The organism is Bradyrhizobium sp. AZCC 1610 (assembly GCF_036924515.1).
In the GTDB taxonomy this organism is placed as follows: Bacteria; Pseudomonadota; Alphaproteobacteria; order Rhizobiales; family Xanthobacteraceae; genus Bradyrhizobium.
Genome location: NZ_JAZHRR010000001.1, coordinates 1187795 through 1210399 on the forward strand (window position 1 = coordinate 1187795; position 22605 = coordinate 1210399).

The window sequence follows — 22605 nt, forward strand, 5'->3', positions numbered from 1 at the left end:
CGCCCATTTGATGCTCGCCTGAAGGAGCGGGCTGATTTTGGTGCTTGCAAGCTGATAACGCCGGAAGGCGTTTCCGGGTGCCGACCTTCCGCATCCAAACTTGCCTGGTCGTTAGGTCACCCCTCCTGACCATCTTTTGGCATTGCGGCCGGCCATAATTCTCGTCTAGAACGGCCTCTGGGCGCGCTCCCGGCAACGAACCGTCAATGGTTTTGGCTGAGGATTTGGCCGTTCAAAGGGTCTGGCAATGCTGATTCGCAGCAAAGAGTACGGAGTTCGGGGTGGAGCGGCCAAGGCTGCCCCCGCGATTCCGGCTGCGTCCGCGCCCACCCTCCTTCTTGGCGGGCTTCTGCTTCTTATCGGCCCCTGAGGGCCGTCTGGGCGGTTTGCGCCTGGGCACTCAGGGGTTCGCGCGGGATCACCAGACCCTTCAGCGCCCGAGAAGCGGCGCTACCACCCAAAAGGAACTTTGCAGATGACGTCAGCCAACAAGTCCGAGAAGGACCGCGTAATCGTATTCGACACCACCCTGCGTGACGGCGAGCAGTGCCCGGGTGCCACCATGACGTTCGAGGAAAAGCTCGAGATCGCCGAAATGCTCGACGACATGGGCGTCGACGTCATCGAAGCCGGTTTCCCGATCACCTCCGAGGGCGATTTCCAGGCGGTCAGCGAGATCGCCCGCCGCTCCAAGAATTCCGTCATCGCGGGCCTGTCGCGCGCGCATCCCAAGGACATCGACCGCTGCGCCGAAGCGGTGAAATTCGCCCGGCGCGGCCGCGTCCACACCGTGATCGCGACCTCGCCGCTGCACATGCGCGTCAAGCTGAACATGACGCCGGAGCAGGTGGTCGAGCTCTCGGTCGCCAACGTCACCCGCGCCCGCAACCAGGTCGACGACGTCGAATGGTCGGCCGAGGACGGCACCCGCAGCGAGATGGATTTTCTCTGCCGCATCGTCGAGGCCGTGATCAAGGCCGGGGCCACCACGGTCAATATCCCCGATACCGTCGGCTACACCGTGCCGGAGGAATACACCAGGTTCATGCGCACGCTGATCGAGCGCGTGCCGAATTCCGACAAGGCGATATTCTCCGTGCATTGCCATAACGACCTCGGCATGGCAGTGGCGAACTCGCTGGCCGGCATCGCCGGCGGCGCGCGGCAGATCGAATGCACCGTCAACGGCATCGGCGAGCGGGCAGGCAATGCCGCGCTCGAGGAAGTCGTGATGGCGATCAACGTCCGCAACGACGTGTTTCCGTGGTGGAACAAGATCGACACCACCATGCTGACGCGGGCCTCGAAGCTGGTATCGGCGGCGACCTCGTTCCCGGTGCAGTACAACAAGGCGATCGTCGGCCGCAACGCGTTCGCCCATGAAAGCGGCATCCATCAGGATGGCGTGCTGAAGGACGCATCGACCTACGAGATCATGCGCCCCGAAATGATCGGCCTGAAGAAGTCGTCGCTGGTGCTCGGCAAGCACTCCGGCCGCCATGCCTTCGTGCATAAGCTGGAGGAGATGGGCTACAAGCTCGGCGACAACCAGCTGGAAGATGCCTTCGTGCGGATGAAGGCGCTGGCCGACCGCAAGAAGGACATCTATGACGAGGACATTGAGGCGCTGGTCGATCAGGAGATCGCGGCCTCGCATGACCGCATCAAGCTTGTTTCGCTGACGGTGATCGCCGGCACCCACGGCCCGCAGCGCGCGACCATGAAGCTCGACGTCGAAGGCCAGATGAAAATCGAGGAAGCCGAAGGCAACGGTCCGGTCGATGCTGTGTTCAACTGCATCAAGGCGCTGGTGCCGCACGAGGCCAAGCTGGAGCTGTATCAGGTCCACGCGGTCACCGAAGGCACCGACGCGCAAGCCGAAGTGTCGGTGCGGCTCGCCCATGAAGGCCGCTCGATGACGTCGAAGGGGGCCGATCCGGATACGCTGGTCGCCTCGGCAAAAGCCTATCTCGGTGCGCTGAACAAGATCGTCATGAAGCGCCAGCGCGACATGCCGGCACAGGCGGCGAGCTGAAGCTTCGCGCTCGTCAACGGGCTAACGAAACGCGGTGCCACAAGTGCCGCGTTTTTTCTTTGCATTGGCCTCTCCACGTCATTGCCTGCGATAGCGAGGCAATCCAGCCAGCGCGACATGCCGTCGGTGGTCGCGGCGAGCTGATCGCTCGACAAGCTCATCTCATTCCGAGACGGTCCGAAGGACCGGCGCCGGAACTATGGCCCGGAGCCGAACCGGCCTCTTTCGGAATTCCTGCAACCGGCAAAGATACCTTTGGAGCATACGTTCGATCTGGTAGAGTCCACACCAGCCAGGAGAAAGGCCGTGGACGAGCTGGAGCGCTGGCTAGTGCCGCTTGGTCTGGTGCAACTCGCACCCGCGTTGCGGGCGAACGATGTAGATCTCAAGATCCTGCCCGAGCTGAGCGAGGCGGACTTGGAGAAGCTCGGTCTCTCGCTTGGCCAGCGCAAGAAGTTGCTGAAGGCGGCCGCATGCCTGCCGCAGCCCGCAACATTGGCAGGTCCGAGCGCGACGCCGGCTTCAACCGTGAGTGCCGTCTCCTCAGCCGAACGGCGGCAGCTCACGGTGATGTTCTGCGATCTCGTCGGCTCGACCGCGCTATCGGCTGCTCTTGACCCCGAAGACCTGCGAGAGGTGATTGGCGCGTATCACCGCTGCGTCGCCGAGACGGTATCCCGCTTCGACGGCTTCATCGCCAAGTACATGGGCGATGGCGCACTGCTCTATTTCGGCTACCCGCAGGCGCATGAGGATGATGCCGAGCGAGCGGTGCGCGCAGGTTTGGCGCTCATCGACGCCGTCGACCAGCTGAAAACATCCGAGCGTCTTCGGGTTCGCATCGGCATCGGGACCGGGCTGGTCGTGGTCGGCGATCTCATTGGCTCGGGCGAGGCACTGGAACGCGCCGTGGTGGGTGAGACGCCCAACCTCGCGGCGCGCCTGCAGGCACTTGGCGAGCCGAACACCATTGTCGTCGGTCCCATGACGCGCCACCTCTTGGGCGATCTTTTCGAGTACCGCGATCTCGGCGCGGTCGCGATGAAAGGCTTCCCGCAGCCGGTCCATGCCTATCAGGTGCTCCGGTCGAGCGCCGTCGAGAGCCGGTTTGAAGCCTTCCATTCGGCCGGTCTGACCCCGCTGGTCGGCCGCGAGGAAGAGCTCGAACTGATGCTGCGCCGGTGGCAGCGCGCGACCTCTGGGGAGGGACAGGTGGTGCTGCTCTCGGCGGAGCCCGGGGTCGGGAAATCGCGACTCGTGGCGGCCCTCCAGGAGAAGCTGCAAGCTGAACCGTACTCGCGCCTGCGCTGCTTCTGCTCGCCGCACCACCAGGGCAGCGCTCTGTACCCCGTCATCAAGCAACTGGAGCGGGCGGCCGGGTTCACCGGGGATGACCCACCGGCGGTCAGGCTCGACAAAATCGAGGCGCTGTTAACGACCGCAGCGACCGCCGCCGAAGACATGCCGCTATTGGCCGAGCTGCTGTCGTTGCCCTCCGACCGCTATTGCCCGGTATCGCTCAGTCCGCCGGCGAAGAAGGAGCGCACGCTTCAGGCGCTGGCCCGGCAAGTAGAGGACCTATCTCGGCGCAAACCCGTGCTGTGGGTCTTTGAAGATGTGCACTGGATCGACCCGACTTCGCTCGAGCTCCTGCATATGACGGTCGATCGCGTGCAGCAACTGCCGGTGCTGCTACTGCTCGCCTTCCGACCGGAGTTCTCGCCACCGTGGATCGGCCAGCCGCACGTCACGATGCTGGCGCTCGGTCGCTTGAACCGGCGTGACACCGCAGCCCTCGTGCAGCGGGTGGTTGGCGACAAAGTGCTGCCCAGCGCGGTCGTGCACGAGATCATCGACCGCACGGACGGCGTGCCGCTGTTCGTCGAGGAACTTACCAAGGCTGTGCTGGAAGCGGGAGCCGAAGGGGATGCCAAGGCCGTGCTTTCGCGAACCTCGCCGGGTTCAATCGCCGTCCCGGCTACCCTGCACGCCTCGCTCCTGGCCCGTCTCGACCGTCTCAGTCCGGAAGCAAAAGAAATCGCCCAGAACGGCGCCGCCATTGGCCGGGAGTTCACCGACGACCTGATACGGACCGTGTCGCCGCTGCCCGAAGCGCCCTTGCAGTCGGCTCTCGAACAGCTCGCCGCATCACAGCTGATTTTCCGTCGTGGTTCATCGGCTTACAGCTTCAAGCATTCCCTCGTTCAGGATACCGCCTACGGCACGTTGTTGCGCGGCAAGCGGCAAGCACTGCACGCGCGCATCGCCCGGGCGCTCGAGGAGAAGTTCCCGGACATTGTGGCTACCCAGCCAGAGATGCTGGCGCACCACTTCACCGAAGCTGACCTCACGGAAAACGCTGTTACCTACTGGCGCAAGGCTGGCCAGCGCGCGGCCGAGCGCTCGGCACACGCGGAGGCGATCGCCCATCTCCGCAAGGGGCTGATGCTCGTCGATCGGGTCGCCGAGCCTGCGGAACGCGCCCGCCGCGAACTTGACCTGCAGCTCGTGCTTGCGCCGGTGCTGATCAGCACCAAGAGCTGGTCGGCACCGGAGGTGGAGCAAGTCTACCTGCGTGCCCGTGACCTATGCCGGCAAGTCGGCGATGTGGCGCAGCTCTTTGCCGTGAGCTGGGGGTTGTGGCTCGTTTACCAGCAACGCTGCGAGTTTAAGACGGCTCGCGATCTGCTGGACGAGCTGTTCGCACTCGCGCGGCAGAGCACAGATCCGGCACTCCTCCTGCAGGCGCACCATGCCGCATGGACAACCCTTCTCAATCTCCCGGATCTGACCGCGTGCAGGGCGCATATCGAGGCGGGATTGGCGCTCTATCGGCCGGACGCGTACCGTGCCCATAAATTCCTCTATGGCAGCCACGACGCGGCTGTTTGCAACCGATACACTGCGGCGGCCGCGCTGTGGCCGCTTGGCTTCCCCGAGCAGGCGCTTGCCGCTGCGCGCGAAGCTGTGAGCATGGCCCGGGAGCTGTCGCATCCTTTCAGCCTTGTTCTCGCGCTTGTGTTCGCGGCGATGATCTACCAGCATCGGCGGGAAGCGGAGCCGACCCGGGAGCAAGCGGAAGCCGCGATCGCAGTGTGCGCCGAGCACGGCATCGCACCGCACTTGAAGGCAGCTGGGAGCATCTTGCGAGGCTGGGCAATGGCGGCACGCGGGCAAGCTGTGGAAGGGATTGCGGAGGTTCGCGGCGGTCTCGCCGCCGTCGAGCCGACGGCTGTGCGCATCCGTCGACCCTATCATCTCGCGCTGCTGGCTGAAGCTTCGGCATGGGCCGGAGAAACTGAGCAAGGGTTGACTGCGCTGGCCGAGGCTGCGGCTGCTGTCGAGGAGACCGGTGAGCGGCGATGGGAGGCGGAAATCTGTCGCTTGAGTGGGGAGCTGACGGTGGCGAGGCAAGGCGGCGAGCGGACCGAAGCGGAAGCGTGCCTTCGGCGTGCGCTTGAGGTGGCCGGTCGCCAGAGCGCCAAGGCCCTGGAACTGCGCGCTACCGCCAGCCTGGCCCGGCTCTGGCGTGACCAGGGCAAGCCGCAGCAGGCCCATGATCTCCTCGCGCCGGTCTATGGCTGGTTCACGGAAGGTTTCGACACGCCCGATCTGCGGGAGGTCAGGGCGCTGCTTGATGCGCTCCGGTGACGCTCCTGTGGTGTCAATCCATGAGGGACGTTCGATGACCGCGCGCGACGCCGCCGATCCGGATACGCTGGTCGCCTCGGCAAAAGCCTATCTCGGTGCGCTGAACAAGATCGTCATGAAGCGCCAGCGCGACATGCCGGCACAGGCGGCGAGCTGAGGTCAGCCCCTTGTCATTCCGGGGCCCTTCGGGCTGCCCCGGAATGACGTCGGTGGGTAGCTCTGCCAAAAGCGTGCACCGTTAGACTGACGCAGGTCAGCCGGACGCCTCGATTCATGTCATCTTGGCGAGATCGGCGACCGTCTTGCTTTACTAGTGCAGGCGGTGCCTGGAACGAAGCTGGCTGTTCGAACCGGCTGCGTCCCGCCGATGCTCCGCGTGCGGCGTTGTCGATCCCTGTGCGATTTCCTGCAATGCGCGACGGCCAACGGCCTCCAGGCCGCTGAGCGTCGTGTTGCCTCTCTTCGCGGCTTGAACCAGTTTCTGCGCAACGTATTTCCGCGTTGCGTGATCACCGCCGCTGTTCGGCAGCCCGCGACAGACATTCTCGAGCACGACATCCATACTGGCGATGGTGCGCTCATCCAGCTTTGTCATGGCAATGGCTCCAAAATACCGGTTACTCAATAGATCCGGCCGACCGTTCCGTTCACGTGAAAGAAGGATAGCCGGGCAATACGCGTGCTATGATTTGGGCAAGTGACGCAATTGACTGTCCACTGCCCGACATTATTTTCATTTTATTGCAAGGTCGCGAACTGAGCCCGGACCAGCGAGGGAAAGCGCGTCCAATGTGATGGGAGCCGTGGCGGGCGGTGTTCTTTGATCGCAACCGAGGGCCGCCAAAGCGGACACTTCGCTTTTATCAACCTACGGCTGCAAACTGATTTGCCTTTCCTGCACGCGCAATCTCGCGTGCATGCGTGCGACGGACTGGCCCGACAGGCAAATCACTTCTGATTTTCCGAAAGCGCGTCAAGCCCAGGAATCAAAAATATTCCGCTTTCGTTCTCACCCAAATCATCGGCATAACTCCGCCCGTCTCACGGCAGATGAGGGGCGCTTCGCGATCGTTACGAACGTGCGGTGAGATGCGATGGACGCTGATGGCGCGCTAGACGTACGCGCCGGAAGCGTACGGCGAAGTCGTGTGGTTCGGGCGCCGCGGTGCTGGCGCTAAGCGTGCGATAAGAAGCGCAGGCGACGGAGGCAAGAAAGCCGTTCTCCGAGAAGAGCACGAAGTAAGCCGTAAAGCCATTGCGCAGGGAAGGCCGGAATGCTCCCGCTGCCCTGTATGCTCGTGTGCACTTTTGTTTGCGCAAATCGCACGCGAGACCGCGGGTGCAGCAAGCACCCGGTCTTCCCTGCGCCCTCTGAGCAAGAGGGCGGGAAGTTCTCCAGCAAACCTCGGACGCAATGCGCCGCGAGATCGCGAAACTATATCCACCGTCATTGCGAGCCGTTGGCTCGCAATGACGGTGAAAGGCCGCGGCGTACTAGATCGGGCTGGCGGACGCAATGTTGCGTTTTGCACTGCAGCAAAGGTTTCGCGAGAGCACCCTTCTAACGGGCAATGGCAATTCGGCTGGCTTGTCTATATTGGTGCAACTGGCATGCAAGCTTCGGAACCCGCGTTCACGCGCTCCGGGGAAATAAATAACGGGAGGAAATATGCGCAAGCTGATTTTGGCCGCGGCATCGATCGCGGCATTGACTCTGGCTGGACCTGCTGCGGCGCAATCGCCGATCGTGATCAAGTTCAGCCATGTGGTGGCGACCAATACGCCGAAGGGGCTGGCGGCCGAGAAATTCAAGGAACTGGCCGAGAAATACACCGCCGGCAAGGTCAAGGTCGAAGTCTATCCGAACTCGCAGCTCTACAAGGACAAGGAAGAGCTGGAGGCGCTGCAGCTCGGCGCGGTGCAGATGCTGGCCCCCTCGAACGCCAAGTTCGGGCCGATCGGCGTCAAGGAGTTCGAGGTGTTCGATCTGCCGTACATCCTCCCCGACCTGAAGACGCTGCGCAAAGTCACCGACGGACCGCTCGGCACCAGGCTGCTGAAACTGCTTGATGCCAAGGGAATGACCGGTCTCGCGTACTGGGACAACGGCTTCAAGATGATGAGCGCCAACAAGAAGCTGGTGGCGCCCGCGGACTACAAGGGCCTGAAGTTCCGCATTCAATCGTCGAAGGTGCTGGAGGCGCAGTTCCGCACGCTCGGCTCGATCCCGCAGGTGATGGCGTTCTCCGAAGTCTATCAGGCGCTGCAGACCGGCGTGGTGGACGGCCAGGAGAACACCTGGTCCAATATCTACACCCAGAAAATGCATGAAGTGCAGAAGTACATCACCGTCACGAACCACGGCTATATCGGCTACATCGTGGTGGTGAACAAGAAATTCTGGGATGGCATTCCGGCGGATATTCGCACCGAGCTGGACAAGGCCATGAAGGAGGCCACCGCCTACGGCAATGGTCAGTCGGCGAAGGAAAACGACGACGCGCTTGCGGAGATCAAGAAGACCGGCAAGAGCGAAATCGTGTTGCTGACGCCGGAGCAGGACTCAGCGATGCGCAAGGCGCTCGAACCGGTTTACCAGGATGTGGCCAAGCGCGTCGGTCAGCCCCTGATCGACGAATTCCTCAAGGAGACGAGGGGCGCGACGAACTAAAACAATAGTGCTGAAGGGCTTCCGTGCGTCGGCGCGGAAGCCCTCTTATTGTCCGAACTATGCTATCAGTATGTGGGGGGACTGCGGCCGCAACGGGCGCAGCCAGGAATAGCGCAGGGCAGGCCGTGACAAAGGGGCCGGCCTTTCAGGGGGAAGTTGATGCTGCTTCGCATCCTCGATCGGCTTGAGGAGATATTGATCGCGACGCTGATGGGGCTCGCGACCTTCATCATCTTTCTGGCGGTGATGCACCGCTATCTTATCGGGATTCCGTTCCTGTATCCGATCCTGTTCCCGATCCATATGTCCTGGGCGCAGGAACTGTGCATCTACATGTTCGTGTGGGTGGCCAAGTTCGGCGCGGCCTATGGCGTGCGCACCGGCATCCATGTCGGCGTCGACGTGGTGGTCAACCAGCTCAGATCGCCTTGGCGCAATGCGGTGGTGCTGTTCGGGCTGTTCTGCGGCGCGTTTTTCACCGCCGTGATCGGCACCATGGGCGCGAAGTTCGTGATCGGATTGATGTACACCGATCAGGTCTCGCCCGACCTCGAGATCCCGAGCTGGTTCATCTATCTCTGCATTCCCCTGGGCTCCTATTTGATGTGCTTCCGATTCCTGCAGGTCGCCTATCGCTACTTCTACACGGGCGAATTGCCGCATCATGACCACGCCCATGTCGAGGGGGTTGACGTCGAAGCGCCCGGCGCCGGCGTCGCGGAGGTGACGCGATGACCAGCGTATTCATCTTCGGACTGCTGGTCGCCTTGATGCTGACGGGCATGCCGATCTCGATCGCGCTCGGCATGACGGTGCTGACCTTCATCTTCACCATGACCAACGTGCCGACCGAGTCGGTGGCGCTGAAGCTGTTCACCGGGATCGACAATTTCGAGATCATGGCGATCCCGTTCTTCATCCTCGCCGGAAACTTCCTGACCCATGGCGGCGTGGCGCGCCGCATGATCAATTTCGCGACCTCCATGGTCGGGCACTGGTATGGTGGGCTCGGGCTCGCGGGCGTGATGGCTTGCGCGTTGTTTGCCGCGGTGTCCGGTTCGTCGCCGGCGACCGTGATCGCGATCGGCGCGATCATGTTGCCGGCGATGGTGAAGCAGGGATTCCCCAAGCGCTTCGGGGCTGGCGTCATCGCCACCTCGGGTGCGCTCGGTATCCTGATTCCGCCCTCGATCGTGATGGTGATCTATTGCGTGGCGACCGGCGGCAGCATTGCGCTCGATCCCGCCGGGCATCGCGTTTCGTCGGCCTCTGTCGGTCAGATGTTCATGGCGGGCGTCATCCCGGGCGCGATGCTGGCGACGTTGCTGGGCTTGACGACCTTCTACCGCGCCTGGAAAAACGACTATCCGCGATTGCCGCGGGCAAGCTGGTCGGAGCGCTTCACGGCGTTCCGCAAGTGCATGTGGGGATTGCTGCTGATCATCATCGTGCTCGGCGGCATCTATGCGGGCATGTTCACGCCGACGGAAGCCGCCGCCATCAGCGCGGTCTACGCCTTCGTCATCGCGGTATTCGTCTATCGCGACATGTCGCTGCGGGACGTGCCGAAGGTGCTGCTCGGCTCCGCCAACATGAGCGCGATGATCCTCTACATCATCACCAACGCGGTGCTGTTCTCGTTCCTGATGGCGAACGAAAACATTCCCCAGCAGATCGCAGCCTGGATCACTTCGGTCGGCGTCGACTGGATCATCTTCCTCCTGATCGTGAACTTGTTGCTGCTGATCGCAGGCAATGTGATGGAGCCATCCTCGATCGTCCTGATCATGGCGCCGATCCTGTTTCCGGTGGCGGTCAAGCTCGGCATCCACCCGGTGCACCTCGGCATCCTGATGGTCGTCAACATGGAAGTCGGCATGTGCCATCCGCCGGTAGGCCTCAACCTCTACGTGGCGTCCGGCATCGCCAAGATGGGCATCACGGAGCTGACGATCGCGGTGTGGCCGTGGCTTTTGACCATGCTGATCTTCCTCGGCATCGTCACCTTCGTGCCGGAGCTTTCGCTGTGGTTGCCGCGTGCGCTCGGCATGCTGTAGCCGTTCGCGCATTGGATCAAACGGCCTCGCATTACATCTTGGTAAGGGAAGCCTCCTTTGCCAACCTTTAAGTTGAAGGCCGGCTGAGGCGAGCCCATCTTCAGGCAACCTTTTCACAGGAGGTTCGCATGAGGAAGTTCGCCATCGCAGCGGTCGCGGTTCTTGCCATCGCCGGTTCGACCGCCGTCTATGCCCAGCATCGTCATTGGGGCCACGGCTTTTCGCGGATGAGCCCGGAGGACAGGGCGGCCTATGCCGACGCGCGGATTGCGGCCGTGCATGCCGGCCTCAAATTGACGGCCGAGCAGGAAAAGCTGTGGGCGCCCGTCGAGGCCGCGGTCAGGGAGTTCGCCAAGCTCAGAATCGATCGCGCCAACGCGCGGATGAACCCGCCGAGGGACGATTCCAGCCAGCAGAAGCCGGACGATCCGGTGGCGCGGCTGCGTGACCGGGCCGAGAATATGGCGGCCACGGCGGCGGCCATGAAGAAGATCGCCGAGGCGGCCGACCCGCTCTACAAGACGCTCGATGACGGCCAGAAGCGCCGGCTGGCCGTTCTGACCCATATGGGCCGGTTCGGGGGCAGGGAAGGCTGGCGCCATCACCGGTTCGAGCGCGAAATGGGCAGGGACCGCGACTTCGACCGCCACCATGGCTACGACCGCGACCGTTATGACCGGGATGGCGGCCCGGACCGGGGCGGCCCCGAACGGCTGTGATCGCCGCTTGCCCGTGACCTCGGCGGAAGCCGCTGAAATCCAGCGGCTTTTGCCATGGCGGCGAGCCGCCAAAGCCCGGGAAAACTTGCTCCGGCTTGCTGGACATCCCGAGGTCGCTTTGCTAAACGACGCCCTCTTGCAAAGGACCTTCCGGATCAAGATCCGGGCGCATAGCTCAGTTGGTAGAGCAGCTGACTCTTAATCAGCGGGTCCCAGGTTCGAGCCCTGGTGCGCCCACCATCGCGAAAGCGTTCTTCTTCAATAAGTTAGAAGAAAGGTTACCGAGAACAAAACGGGTCTCGTGCGACGCTTTTTGGGATCGCACGTCGCACGCCGTGCGACGAGTTTGACGGACGTCTTTTAAGGTTCTTGGCGATACCGGGAGGAGCGCCGTGCACCGTCGAGTGTGCTTGGACCAGGTGCTCGAGCCGGCTTCGAAATTACACTCAGAGCGGCCCCCCAGCTCGGATCGGGCCGCGTGCGAGGCGCTGGTGGCGCTCGGTAAGCGATCGACGCGATAGCGTTCGTCATCGCCGAGGATCCCGAATATTGCTACGCCGAGCAGCACAGCATCTTCCACGGCTGCAAGCCGCCGCCGAAATGAGATTCGGCCAGGTCGGCGATCAGCCCTTCATCCCTTCCTTACGCACCTGCAATTCGAGCCGGTCGATGCCGGCATCGGCACGATCGGCATTGCGGGCGCGGTAGTGCTTCACGATCGTCTGTGCGCTTCGGTACGAGTGCCCGGTAATGTCGCAGATCGTCAACAGGTCGCAGCCGGCGCGATCGAGCAGCATGACACAGGTATCGCGCAGGTCCTGGTCGTGCTTTTGGTCGAGTTCGCCGGCGCCATTGATGAACATCAGCGACGGGCACGGCTTGAGGCGCCATGCTCCGTCATCGCCATTGCTGTCGCGCGCCGCCTGCGCCTCCAGCCATGCCGCCAGAACACGTGCGCGCTGATCCACTGCGCGAGCGCGCTGCGCCTTGTTCTCTTCATTGAGCGGAAAAGACGCGAACAGCCCGTCGACAGTTCTGATCAGTTCGGTGGTCAATCGCTCAGCGCGGACGATCGCCCGGCGCACGGTGTCGCGCGCGAGAAAGCCGAACACGGCGACGGCGCGCGCCGTCGACACCCAATGGCGATAGGTGCTCTCGTCATAAGGTTCGCCATTGTCCTCGTTGACGACGAGTTCAAGCGGCACCGTCTCAAGCTGAAGCCGCAGCTTGAGCGCCTTTATCCGTGCGCGCGAAGCGATTAGTCGTGCGCTAAGTTGTGGCGCCTCCTTGATGTCGACGAGTTCACCAGTCTTGCTTTGCCGGAACGCATGCCGTCCCGCGACGTCGCTCTCGTCGCGCATAATCAGACGGTCGGTCTGGCGCTGCCCGGTGAACAGCGCGAGATAGAAGCTGTCGCCGATCGAGGCCCGTTCGATCACATCGGCTGCGGCGACCCACGCGGAAAATTCCCGCATCGCGACCAGCACGACGCGGCCGTCCGGATGATCGAACTCCATACCCTCTCGCGGGTTGGGTCCGAGGCGCCACAGGATGCTTTCCTGACCCCAGGTGAATGCCGCTGACAGCGTCGCGATCATCGCCAGCGCCATATGATGGCCACGTACCGATTTCGCATAGTTGTAGAACGCTCGGAGTTCCGGCTTGCCGATAGACGATGGCGTCGCGGTCGCGATCGCCTCGAGTTCGCGCGCGGGCTCGGCCACGCCCAGCAATCTTGCGGCGCGGATCTCGGCACGCATCTTCGCAGCAGCCTCGCGCGTTTGCGGCCGATAGAGGATAGCGGAAATGCACTTGCGATAGGACGATTGCGAGGCGGCCGCCAATGCCTTGAACTCAGCCGATTTGCTCCAGTCGTCGAGAAGATCCTCAATCGTAGTACGCTTCCGTACGATAATCTTTTTGGGCAGTTTGCCAGCGCGCCGCGCCGCCTCAATTTCCGATCTTCGTTTGTCGGAAAATTCGGAAGCCTCCTGAAGATTGAACCACGCGCCGACCGGACGGCTCTTTTCATCGTGGGGCGGATGGCGCAGGTCTGCGTCGACAAAGCCGAGCGCTCTTGCGTAAGCGCCATGTGATGAGCGCGGACGACCGTCACGCCACTTCACATAGGGAAATTTCGGATCTGCCATAGAAAGCCTTCGTGCCGAAGCAAGAGAAGGCACCTATTGGAATCTAGCACGATCTTGAATGTCAAGTGCCATGATGCCCATAGGCCGTTTTCAGCCGTTCGCGATGTTCTTCATCGCTTGCTGCCGGCGGTGGCACGAATGTGTCATTAGCGATCGTCTTCGGGCGCATGGGATGATGTCGAGTCAGCCAGGCGTCGAAGCCAGTACGTTCCCATTTGAGCGGCCCGCGTTCGCTGATCGGCGCTGGCAAGCCGTCGCGCTCGTGCCGGATTTGGCGCGTGCGATAGAAAGTGTCCAGTGAGATGCCTATCGCCATTGCAACCTCGGTCGAAGAATAGGGTTGCACCATCCTCTCTGGACTATTCGGCAGGTGCAAATGCATAACTCCGCAACGCCGCGTCAATCTTCCCTCCTTTGATCAGAGTCGATGCAACATGGGAGCAGACGAGAACGAAGGTGAAAAGCGCACGCCCCAGACGTAGGGAATTCGGCTTATTTGGAGTGCAAATAGGATGCATGCGGCGCTGTCACTTCGCGCATTCGCGCCAGCTTTGTGCGAACCTGCAACCAGACCGTTATGAGCGGCAGAACAAAAGTCGCTGCCGTTGGTTTCCCACGTTTTTGGTGAGTTCGTGTCCGTTCGTTGCGTCGTTGCGGTCGTCTTTAGTGCGAAACTGGTGCAGTACGTGGCAATCGAATCTGGATTTGGGGCGTGTGTGTCGCGTGCGGCCGCTGGTGGTTTTCACCTTTCGGACCTTTAAACTACTAATCTGGGGGGCAGGATTCGAGCTCACATGCTAACATATTCACATATAGGAGTTTTTCGTTAAAATCTGGCCCGAGGGACAAGTTGAGGGGCAGGGCGGGGATCTACTTGGTGTGTTGCGCCAGAAACCCAAGGGCAACCGGGCAAATAGGGTGTTCGAGTTTCTAATCATAATTGCAAAGTCCGCCCAGTGGTCGGCCCTTTGTTTGCCGGAAATCGCCACCGAGCCGCTACCCGAAAGATTCCCACTTTCGTACTGCGCATGCACGGAAGCTCGTCAAAAAGGCGCCCAAGGGGAAGTTCGACATCGGTGGCTCGCCGAATAGCCTTCGCAGCAGGAGCGTCGGCGAGCGGGTCATTCCAATCCAGTGCCCGCATAGTTGGCCCAAAGGGCAATATCAATCTGACGTTTGTCGATGCAGTGTTTCCATTGTGAGCCGTTAATGGCGCGTTCGCAAATTGGGGCTGCTGCAATGTTCAATTGTAACGGCACTCCATCCGTGGTCCTCACGTTTGGCAAGCGTGTGGGTAAGCCAAACCACGAACTGGTCGAGCAGGCTGAGAGATTTGCCTTGGCCAACTTTCAAACCCCGCTCGATATTCCCACACTCTGTCGAGCGCTGGCCGTCAGCGAGCGAACCCTGCGCAAAGCTTTTCAGAAGATCCGAGGCCTACCGCCCTGTCGACGCCTGCGGATGTTGAGATTATCGGGAGCAAGGCGGGCGCTGCTGTTGGCCCGCGGTCGTTATGTGACCGTCACTGAAATCGCGACCTCATTTGGCTTCGTTGAGCTTGGGCGCTTTTCCGTTGAGTACCGGAAAACATTTGGTGAAAGTCCTTCGGAAACGCTTGGTAGGCGTTCCGCAACCGAGCGGTGCCGCCGTAGCACCTCCCACGGTCGCGTGGGGACCGCCGAGTCTGATGCTAGCGAAGTATCATATCTCTAGATCGCGAGGCATCATGGGTTGTTTTGCAGGCGTCATGCTACTTGGCCAATCCCGCCGAAGTTGACGGCGACTTGCATACCGATGGCGTTATGAATGTGGTCAAGATGACGTGGCCGATGAATGACGACAGAATGCTGCGGCGAATATCTTCGGCTCGCCGCCGATACGGCTTTCAAAGGCTCTGAGGCGCTTATAGATCGAAATCAGTTCTACAATTCGGGGCCACGAGTTCACAAGGAATTGGAACGACGATCGAACCTGGGCGAAGGCATTGAGAATCTGGTTCAACGGACCAAGCGTGATCTTGCCGGCCACAATAGTCGGTGCGAGTACAATGTAAGGAAATACGTTGTCCGTCTGCAAATACAGGATACGGCCGACATTGAAGTACATGTAGTTGAGATAGACCCGAAAATAGTTCTGGCGGACCGCTGCAAAAAGGTCGAGCAGTTTGAGTGGCACCGCGCGAGCCGGGTCGTCCTCGCCCAGGACAAGTTCCTTCCGATAAGCTGCTTCCACACGCTGATTGTGAAATTCTAGTCCCGGCAGCCGCATACCAATCAGCGCTAGAAACGCCGTTCCAAACATCGCCCAAAGTAATGCGGCCACAACCAGCGGATACGGAATAGCACCGATCAAAGGCAGTTCTGTCACGTTGGTCGAAAGCCTGACCAGGACGGGTAGAAACGCAATGAGCGTCATGATCGCATCGACAAGACTGACGCCCAGTCCTTCCATCGAGGTCGCAAACCGCATCGCATCTTCCTGAACACGCTGGGAGGCCCCCTCAACGGTGCGCAGCTGCGGCCAATGCGTCGCGTAATAATCGTTCATCGCAGTACGCCAGCGAAAGATGTAGTGACTGACGAAGAATCTGGTCAAGACCCCGACAGTTACGGCAACGAAGGCGATTTCGGCAAAAGTCGCAAGCTGGAGGTAGAATTGAAGCAGTGTGACGGGCTCGGCTTTCGAAAGCGCCGCCTGGACGAGATCGTAAAACGGCCCGTACCAGTCGTTGACCGCGACGCTAACCTGAACCTGGAAGTAGGAAGTGAACAAAATCAACGCTGATCCAAGAATCGACCAGCGTGACCACGGGTGGGGGGATAAAAGCATCCAGGTCGACGCGAACAACGCTACTGCCACGACAAAATAGAGATAGAACCAGAGGAATTGCGCCGACCAAAACGCGGCGGCGCCGACTGTCTTAGTGCCAGACGCCTGAAGGTGAAATCCCAGCAACTCGCCGGTCTGAGAGCCGAACGTGTACCAGAAGCTAATCGCTAAGGCGCCCCACAGCGTGGCTGAAACTGTCAAAGCCAACGGACGAGGAAAGAACGATACGAACATGATTAGGTCCCGAAAACGGAAGATGCGCAAATAGCGATCTAACCGGTTATTTCATCTGGCCATTCCGGCAGAGCAATGCGTACGCCCAACGGCGTTCTTCGACGAAAAATACTCCACCTGAAGCCGACGGGTCTGTCGCCTTCGCGGCGGACATGAACATAGATACCTGATGATTTGAATTGCGGGACATGGCTCCATCTAGTCTGGCGGCTTAGGCCGAGCCTAGTGAAGTTTCGTCAATCATCCTTCCGTGCGTTCTGGGAGGTTCAGATTAAAGCTTTGTAAGCAGGGTTGCCTTGGAAGGTGGGGCTTATTAATTCGCGCGCAGATGTCTCGGAGAGCAGCTATCCGATTGCTACCAGGCCGTGGTCGCAAAGGGTCAGTCAAGCGTCTCCGCAATTGCTTATAATTACGAAAGCCGGTGCGCGATGTTCGAAGCGATTAAGGCGTTAATCCCAAATCTCTTTGAAAGTGCGAGACCGCAAACCGCGGCCAAAGGACACAGTAGCCGGCTCGCGACCGCGGCATTGCTCACGCGTGTGGCGACCGTTCACGACGAGATGTCCGCCGGGCGGCGGAAAAAGCTTTACGCTTTATTGAAAGCTGCCTTTCAACTCGACGATCTCACTGTCGCTCAATTGATCGACCAGTCGGCCGAGGCCGCTCGGACTGCGGTCGATCTCTATCGTTTCACCCGGACGCTTAGGGAAGTTCTCGACGACGAGGGCCGCTACCAGACCGTCCGAATGATGTGGGAGATAGTTTACGCTGACGGGAAGCCAAATGAATTTGAAGCGAATATCATTTGGCGTACGGCGGATCTGTTAGAAGTGTCATCGCGACAACGTGTCGCGCTTCGTCAACTGGTGCTGGCTGACAATGCCGCTGTGGCGCTGATGTCGGCGACTTCAGAAGCGAGCCGATCTTCTCAACTCTGAGCCATTAGAATCAAAAACGCCTTGATGATTTGCGGCTTCACCAGAGGACAGTTCCTAATAGCGGTCGTGATTTGATTTCTGAGCCAAGGTGACCCGTTTAGTTTCACGAGTCATTTCGAAAGATTAATTCTCTGGTCAGCATCGCGTAATTCGAGAGCCCGTATCGGCAGCGGCATAAGCGCGCGCAACTGCGCGCTGAATCCTCAACCTGGAGCTCTCTTATGACGGACCAACGCAATTCTGCATCCTCCTCTCATCGGGAGCAGACGCGCTCCCTTTTCTCGGCACGAAAAGTGGTGTTGATGGCATCTGTGGTGACCGGGCTCGCGGTGTATGGCTTCAGCGCTTCGCCCGATCGCATTGATGTCTTTGGCAGCGCGGCCCATGCCCAGGCTGCTAACGCCGCATCGGGCACCACCCAGCAACCCCTCGGCTTTGCCGATGTGGTGGAGCGGGTGAAGCCGTCGGTGATCTCGGTCAAGGTCACGATGAAGGACAAGGCCGCTGACGCCAGCAACAAGGACGACACCGACGAGCAGGGTTCGCCTATGGAGCGCTTCTTTCGTCAGTTCGGCGGCCCGAACGGCGAATTCCAGAATCCCGGGCGCAACGGCCGGCATGGCACGATGGGACAAGGCTCCGGATTCTTCATTTCATCCGATGGATACGCGGTGACCAACAACCATGTCGTTGAGGGTGCCGACAAGGTCGAGGTAACGACGGACGCCGGAAAGACCTACACCGCAAAGGTCATCGGGACAGATCCCCGGACGGACCTTGCCTTGATCAAAGTCGAGGGCGGTTCAGATTTTTCATTTGCGAAGCTTTCTGCGGGCAAGGCCAGAATTGGTGATTGGGTACTTGCAGTCGGCAACCCGTTTGGCTTGGGTGGTACCGTAACCGCCGGCATCGTTTCGGCCAGCGGCCGTGACATCGGAAGCGGTCCTTACGACGATTTCATTCAGATCGACGCGCCTGTTAACAAGGGCAATTCGGGTGGCCCAGCTTTCAATATGCAGGGCGAGGTCGTCGGCGTAAACACGGCGATCTATTCGCCATCCGGCGGCAGCGTCGGCATCGCATTTTCGATCCCGGCAACGACTGTAAAGAACGTGATCGCTCAGCTGAAGGACAGCGGAAGCGTCAGCCGCGGTTGGATCGGTGTTCAGATTCAGCCGGTAACCCAGGATATCGCCGACGGCATGGGTTTGAAGCAAGCGCAGGGTGCGTTGGTAGCTGACCCCCAGAAGGATGGACCTGCAGCAAAGGCCGGCGTCGAGGCCGGCGACGTCATTACTGCGGCAAATGGCCAGTCGGTCAAGGATGCCCGTGAACTCGCTCGCATCATTGGGGGCTTCGCACCTGGTAGCACTGTCAAGCTGGACGTTCTGCACAAGGGCAAGAGCAAGGTCGTCAGTCTGACCCTTGGTCAACTGCCAAATGCTCAGCAAGCCAAGGCCGACAGTGGAGCCGATGGCAAAGGGTCGGCTCATGGTACCGACGTTCCGCATCTGGGTCTAACCCTTGCCCCTGCGGGCAAGGCAGTTGGCGCAAGCAAGGAAGGCGTCGTTATCATGAAGGTAGACCCGAAGAGCGCAGCTGCCGATCGCGGGGTCAAAAAGGGCGATGTGATTCTAGAGATTGCCGGGAAGAATGTTATGAAACCCGGCGACGTTGGCGACGCGCTTGAAGCTGCGCGCACCGAGAAGAAGAGCAGCGTGTTGATGCGCCTTCGCTCCGGCGACGCGTCCCGTTACGTCGCTGTGCCGCTCGCAAACGGCTAGGCAACTCAATTGGCTGGCAGCGGCATTTTTGTCGCTGCCAGCCCATCCTGTTGCCGCGGCGCCCAGTTCAGTGTCTTTCGGATATCGCGGATCACTGATGGCTAACAGCAGCGAAACTGATTCTGCCGCCCGTTCAGATGTGCGGCAGGGGAGGTCTGATGCTTGGCATCTCTGGCGAGTAATCATGCCGAGACGATCGATTGCCGGTCGGCTCGTTTGGGGAATGGTATGGCGACGCAACCGTGGAGGACGCTGGGAATACAAAAAGTTCGTCGAGTATTCAGATGACGGTGATCCGAAACCTGTCTCCTAGACCGAGGCACAGGACCTTGTCGGCCAACTTGATATCCTCTCCCGTGCGGCAGGCCACCTCCTGAAGACAGGTCATCGTGCCACGACGCAGCGATGATGGACGTCATCAATATTCAACGTCGAGAATAATCGTGTGCAAAGCATCAGAGATCGAGTTCAGCAAATTGCGGATTACACGGGCCTATATCAAGCTCTTGTGTATTCCGGACGGCGCCGCGAAAATAGTTTCACTCGCGCGACTCGGAAATTACGAGGTTCGCATGCTCGAAATCTCGCAAGACGACTCTGACGCGGCTCCGCTATTTTCGATAGAATTGTTCGATCATGACGCACAATCGCCGGTCGATAGTCGTAGCTGCTATGACATCGACGAGGGAGCAGCTGCGTTCCGAGATTTCATTTCGCGATGAAGTCATTCGAGTGAGCGGTCTAAAGGGAGCGAACCGCAAAGTTGTACGAATCGTCTCCTTTCACGGACATATGGCCTATGTCCTCGCCGGTTCGCCATCGTCTCAGATTGTGAGTGCTCTAATCCATGGCATCAGCGAGTGGCCGAAAAGTCGCGACATGCCCAGCATACGAGAGTGTCCGCGATTGGGCACCTTTGAGACACGCCAACGCACCCTGAGAACGTCCGTTTGTTGGGGAAGACCAGAAGTGGTCGGTGCAGGCTCAGACCGACGCGAATGACCCCGAAGCAGACACGGAAGCTTCTCGCCGTTCAGGGCCTTTGGCCGCTTTCGCTCCTGAGTTCGGCGGCATGTCACCCGCGGGCGGCCAGCTCTACTTTCTCCTGAAAGCTCAACGATAATCCAATTCGCGGGTGCAGTTTGTGCCAATGCTCCGACAGTGAGCGAAGTAGCACGGGTCGACGCCCAGCGTGTGGCGTCCAAAGCCGTAGTCGTGCGCCCACTCCAACCAATGCGGCAGGTGGTGCTTGCCGAGTGCATCGTCGAGCACAAGCTTAAGCGGCCATAGTGCAGCCAGACTTGTAGCAATCTCAGCCAGCATCGCGATAAAGATGATAATAGCGAGCCAGCCCGATAAGGCCGAAGAAGCCCGAGCACCAAGCGTGCTATTCGCTCGCTCCGTCCCACCAAGGCGGTACTAGGCCGACAAAAAACTGCAAGAGCCTCGCAAATTGTTCCGTCTTCCGTTTGTGCTTCCCAGGCGGGGCACGCTACGGGGGAATTCTCTCACAGGATATTGGACCGTGGTCCAATATCGAACCCGACGCATGCTCCGCTACTGTCGCAAAAATGCAGTGGATTTTACCGATCCAAACGCAGGAGGGCGCAGCTGAGCGTTAGAAGCTGGGAAACTTGGACCAGACATTGGGAGGGCATTATGAAAATTCACCGGATGGCTCAAGTCACTTTTGTCGCCGTATTGCTGCTCATGGGTTTTACAAGGGTATGCTTCGCTGAAACCGGCACGGTGAGTGTCGTATTTACCAAGGGCGGCTTTATCGTCGATGTCGGCGGTGGCCAGGGTGTACTAACCTTTCGTGGCAAGAAGTATCCCTTCACGGTTTCGGGCATGAGCTTGGGCTTTTCGATCGGCGCCTCCACCAGTAAGTTCGTGGGCAGGGCATTGAACTTGCGGCGCCCCGGCGATCTTGCAGGCAGCTATGTCGTAGCCGGCGCAGGCGGTGCGATCGCCGCAGGAGCTGGGGGCGTGCAGTTGCAGAACGCCAACGGCGTCATCCTACAGCTCAGCGGTGCCCGGGTAGGTGCTGAGGTGTCGGCTGCCGTGGGCGGGGTGACTATCACAATGCAATAAGAAGCAGGTCCGCCGACTGGATTCTGAACCTCTGGAAACTTCAGCCACAACCTGCGCGCGGTCCAAGCGCTACGTTGCGGCGTTGCGGCGATGCGGCGAGGCGGCGGTCGTGGCGCTGGGCCGCAAGGCCTTTGCCGACGGTGACTACCGCTGGGTGGTCGAACTGGTCAACAAGGCGGTCTTTGCCAACCCGAACAACGCCGAAGCGCGTGCGCTGCAGGCCAACGCGCTGGAACAGATCGGTTACCAGACCGAGTCGGCGACCTGGCGCAACGCCTACCTGATGGGCGCGCTCGAACTGCGCAGCGGACCGAAGGACCCAGGCGTCAGCACGAGCGGGGCGGACACGGTGCGCGGCATGACCAATGAACTGCTGTTCGACTTCGTCGCGCTGCGCCTGAACCACGAGAAGACCGACGGCATGAAGGCGGCAATAGAAACAAACAGCCGGACTAGTTTGTCCGAGGCGACGTGCGACGACGGTAATCCGCGGGTAGCTCGTTGGTCCATTTCTTGAACGCTTTCCGAAAGTTCGATGCTTCGGAAAACCCGGTCCGCGCTGCAATCTCTTCAGTGCTCAGAGCGGTATTGCGAAGATATTCCTCAGCTAGGCGGCGGCGCACGTCGTCGAGAATGGCTTGATAGCTGTTTCCGGACTCGGCCAACCGACGGTGCAACGTGCGTGGGGAGACATTAATGCGTGCCGCCACATCAACGACGCTTGGAAAGCCACCGACGCTGTCAAGACATGCCGAGCGGACAGTCCTGACCAATTCCGGTTCGTCATCGTTGAATGATTGCAGCATACGATGGCAAAAGTCCGCGCACATCCGCGCGGTTATCGGATTGGCATTTGGGCACCTCTCCTTGAGAAGTGTTGGGTCGAAATGCCATTGCATGGTCCCGGCATCAAACTCGACCCTGCATTGGAATATTTCGGAATAAAGCGGAGCATGCTTTGGCGCTGGATACGGCAACAACAATCGTCGAGAAGGAAAGGGACGTTCCAGGACGCGTCCGATCACGCTGTGTGTCGAGCTAAACCAGAATTCGCTGACGAGTGGCAACAATTCACCGAGTTCAAAGGGATCGTGGCCCTCGAAGATCGCCACGCCGTCTTCAACGCGAAGGCTTTTCTCAAGCACCGGCCCGGCAAGCCTAACGTGCTTGACGCCGAAGGCAAGGGCGTCGCCCAAAGTGGCAGAGGAGGCGAGCGCATAGCCGAACACACCAAAGTCTGAAAGGCGCTGACGCTGGCCGGCGAACAGGCCGACTCCAGGATGGGGCGACAGGCGTTGCACATTGCGAAAAAGCAATATCTTCTGCTGATGGGTCATGCGCGCCGCCGGATCGTCCAGCGCGGCAAGTTCGATGCCTGTATTCGCAATCAGCGCCGCACGCGAAATACCGTAAGACGCCATCTCCTCGAACAAACCGCCAATT

The 22605-nt window shown here is 60.2% G+C and carries 17 protein-coding genes and 1 tRNA gene; 13 read left to right on the forward strand and 5 right to left on the reverse strand.

Annotated features, from left to right (window positions below; all coding sequences use genetic code 11):
- The first annotated feature begins 475 nt into the window (after positions 1 to 475).
- The 3 genes from V1279_RS05930 to V1279_RS05940 all read left to right on the forward strand — a co-directional run bounded on the left by V1279_RS05930 (position 476) and on the right by V1279_RS05940 (position 5843).
- Positions 476 to 2035, forward strand: coding sequence for a 2-isopropylmalate synthase (locus V1279_RS05930; protein WP_334433441.1), 1560 nt, complete (start codon positions 476 to 478; stop codon positions 2033 to 2035).
- 306 nt (positions 2036 to 2341) lie between these two features.
- Complete coding sequence (locus tag V1279_RS05935) at positions 2342 to 5686, forward strand: adenylate/guanylate cyclase domain-containing protein (protein ID WP_334433442.1); 3345 nt, start codon at positions 2342 to 2344, stop codon at positions 5684 to 5686.
- A gap of 34 nt (positions 5687 to 5720) precedes the next feature.
- Positions 5721 to 5843 carry a hypothetical protein gene (locus tag V1279_RS05940; protein ID WP_334433444.1) on the forward strand — a complete coding sequence of 41 codons (123 nt, stop codon included), beginning with the start codon at positions 5721 to 5723 and terminating at the stop codon, positions 5841 to 5843.
- Positions 5844 to 5996: 153 nt separating this feature from the next.
- On the opposite strand, the gene V1279_RS05945 is transcribed toward V1279_RS05940, so the two are convergent.
- Complete coding sequence (locus V1279_RS05945) at positions 5997 to 6281, reverse strand: hypothetical protein (RefSeq protein WP_334433445.1); 285 nt, start codon at positions 6279 to 6281, stop codon at positions 5997 to 5999.
- 1074 nt (positions 6282 to 7355) lie between these two features.
- Here V1279_RS05945 and V1279_RS05950 point away from each other — a divergent pair.
- The 5 genes from V1279_RS05950 (at position 7356) to V1279_RS05970 (ending at position 11373) form a co-directional block, all read left to right on the forward strand.
- Positions 7356 to 8357: a TRAP transporter substrate-binding protein gene (locus tag V1279_RS05950; protein WP_334433446.1), complete on the forward strand. Its 1002-nt coding sequence runs from the start codon at positions 7356 to 7358 to the stop codon at positions 8355 to 8357.
- A gap of 159 nt (positions 8358 to 8516) precedes the next feature.
- Positions 8517 to 9092, forward strand: coding sequence for a TRAP transporter small permease (locus V1279_RS05955; protein ID WP_334433448.1), 576 nt, complete (start codon positions 8517 to 8519; stop codon positions 9090 to 9092).
- Positions 9089 to 10414, forward strand: coding sequence for a TRAP transporter large permease (locus tag V1279_RS05960; RefSeq protein ID WP_334433450.1), 1326 nt, complete (start codon positions 9089 to 9091; stop codon positions 10412 to 10414). The genes V1279_RS05955 and V1279_RS05960 overlap by 4 nt, the downstream gene beginning before the upstream one ends.
- A gap of 128 nt (positions 10415 to 10542) precedes the next feature.
- Positions 10543 to 11133 (forward strand): Spy/CpxP family protein refolding chaperone, encoded by a 591-nt coding sequence (locus tag V1279_RS05965; protein WP_334433452.1) that lies wholly within the window; start codon positions 10543 to 10545, stop codon positions 11131 to 11133.
- Between the two features lie 164 nt (positions 11134 to 11297).
- A tRNA-Lys gene (locus V1279_RS05970) sits at positions 11298 to 11373 on the forward strand.
- A gap of 383 nt (positions 11374 to 11756) precedes the next feature.
- On the opposite strand, the gene V1279_RS05975 is transcribed toward V1279_RS05970, so the two are convergent.
- Together V1279_RS05975 and V1279_RS05980 are read right to left on the reverse strand one after the other, a co-directional pair.
- Positions 11757 to 13283: a hypothetical protein gene (locus V1279_RS05975; RefSeq protein ID WP_334433455.1), complete on the reverse strand. Its 1527-nt coding sequence runs from the start codon at positions 13281 to 13283 to the stop codon at positions 11757 to 11759.
- Between the two features lie 61 nt (positions 13284 to 13344).
- Positions 13345 to 13599 carry a hypothetical protein gene (locus V1279_RS05980; RefSeq protein ID WP_334433458.1) on the reverse strand — a complete coding sequence of 85 codons (255 nt, stop codon included), beginning with the start codon at positions 13597 to 13599 and terminating at the stop codon, positions 13345 to 13347.
- 923 nt (positions 13600 to 14522) lie between these two features.
- On the opposite strand from V1279_RS05980, the gene V1279_RS05985 reads away from it, so the two are divergent.
- On the forward strand, positions 14523 to 14996 hold the full coding sequence (locus tag V1279_RS05985; protein ID WP_334446225.1) for a helix-turn-helix domain-containing protein: 474 nt from the start codon (positions 14523 to 14525) through the stop codon (positions 14994 to 14996).
- A 99-nt stretch (positions 14997 to 15095) separates the two neighbouring features.
- Here the strand turns inward: V1279_RS05985 and sbmA are convergent, their stop codons facing one another.
- Positions 15096 to 16346: a peptide antibiotic transporter SbmA gene (gene sbmA, locus V1279_RS05990; protein ID WP_334433461.1), complete on the reverse strand. Its 1251-nt coding sequence runs from the start codon at positions 16344 to 16346 to the stop codon at positions 15096 to 15098.
- A 428-nt stretch (positions 16347 to 16774) separates the two neighbouring features.
- Between sbmA and V1279_RS05995 the strand changes: the two genes are divergently transcribed.
- The 4 genes from V1279_RS05995 to V1279_RS06010 all read left to right on the forward strand — a co-directional run bounded on the left by V1279_RS05995 (position 16775) and on the right by V1279_RS06010 (position 21679).
- On the forward strand, positions 16775 to 17284 hold the full coding sequence (locus V1279_RS05995; protein ID WP_334433463.1) for a tellurite resistance TerB family protein: 510 nt from the start codon (positions 16775 to 16777) through the stop codon (positions 17282 to 17284).
- Between the two features lie 221 nt (positions 17285 to 17505).
- On the forward strand, positions 17506 to 19068 hold the full coding sequence (locus V1279_RS06000) for a Do family serine endopeptidase (RefSeq protein ID WP_334433465.1): 1563 nt from the start codon (positions 17506 to 17508) through the stop codon (positions 19066 to 19068).
- A 1674-nt stretch (positions 19069 to 20742) separates the two neighbouring features.
- Positions 20743 to 21162 carry a hypothetical protein gene (locus V1279_RS06005; protein WP_334446227.1) on the forward strand — a complete coding sequence of 140 codons (420 nt, stop codon included), beginning with the start codon at positions 20743 to 20745 and terminating at the stop codon, positions 21160 to 21162.
- A gap of 31 nt (positions 21163 to 21193) precedes the next feature.
- Positions 21194 to 21679 (forward strand): alkyl sulfatase dimerization domain-containing protein, encoded by a 486-nt coding sequence (locus tag V1279_RS06010; RefSeq protein ID WP_334446228.1) that lies wholly within the window; start codon positions 21194 to 21196, stop codon positions 21677 to 21679.
- On the opposite strand, the gene V1279_RS06015 is transcribed toward V1279_RS06010, so the two are convergent.
- A complete protein-coding gene (locus V1279_RS06015; protein WP_334433468.1) occupies positions 21615 to 22595 on the reverse strand; it encodes an AraC family transcriptional regulator in 981 nt (326 codons plus the stop codon). The genes V1279_RS06010 and V1279_RS06015 overlap by 65 nt on opposite strands.
- Positions 22596 to 22605 lie beyond the last annotated feature (10 nt).

Coding starts and splice junctions, on each gene's coding strand:
- V1279_RS05930 (WP_334433441.1), top strand. CDS start 476: ATGACGTCAGCCAACAAGTCCGAGAAGGACCGCGTAATCGTATTCGAC.
- V1279_RS05940 (WP_334433444.1), top strand. CDS start 5,721: ATGACCGCGCGCGACGCCGCCGATCCGGATACGCTGGTCGCCTCGGCA.
- V1279_RS05945 (WP_334433445.1), bottom strand. CDS start 6,281: ATGACAAAGCTGGATGAGCGCACCATCGCCAGTATGGATGTCGTGCTC.
- V1279_RS05950 (WP_334433446.1), top strand. CDS start 7,356: ATGCGCAAGCTGATTTTGGCCGCGGCATCGATCGCGGCATTGACTCTG.
- V1279_RS05955 (WP_334433448.1), top strand. CDS start 8,517: ATGCTGCTTCGCATCCTCGATCGGCTTGAGGAGATATTGATCGCGACG.
- V1279_RS05960 (WP_334433450.1), top strand. CDS start 9,089: ATGACCAGCGTATTCATCTTCGGACTGCTGGTCGCCTTGATGCTGACG.
- V1279_RS05965 (WP_334433452.1), top strand. CDS start 10,543: ATGAGGAAGTTCGCCATCGCAGCGGTCGCGGTTCTTGCCATCGCCGGT.
- V1279_RS05975 (WP_334433455.1), bottom strand. CDS start 13,283: ATGGCAGATCCGAAATTTCCCTATGTGAAGTGGCGTGACGGTCGTCCG.
- V1279_RS05980 (WP_334433458.1), bottom strand. CDS start 13,599: ATGGCGATAGGCATCTCACTGGACACTTTCTATCGCACGCGCCAAATC.
- V1279_RS05985 (WP_334446225.1), top strand. CDS start 14,523: ATGTTCAATTGTAACGGCACTCCATCCGTGGTCCTCACGTTTGGCAAG.
- sbmA (WP_334433461.1), bottom strand. CDS start 16,346: ATGTTCGTATCGTTCTTTCCTCGTCCGTTGGCTTTGACAGTTTCAGCC.
- V1279_RS05995 (WP_334433463.1), top strand. CDS start 16,775: ATGTTCGAAGCGATTAAGGCGTTAATCCCAAATCTCTTTGAAAGTGCG.
- V1279_RS06000 (WP_334433465.1), top strand. CDS start 17,506: ATGACGGACCAACGCAATTCTGCATCCTCCTCTCATCGGGAGCAGACG.
- V1279_RS06005 (WP_334446227.1), top strand. CDS start 20,743: ATGGCTCAAGTCACTTTTGTCGCCGTATTGCTGCTCATGGGTTTTACA.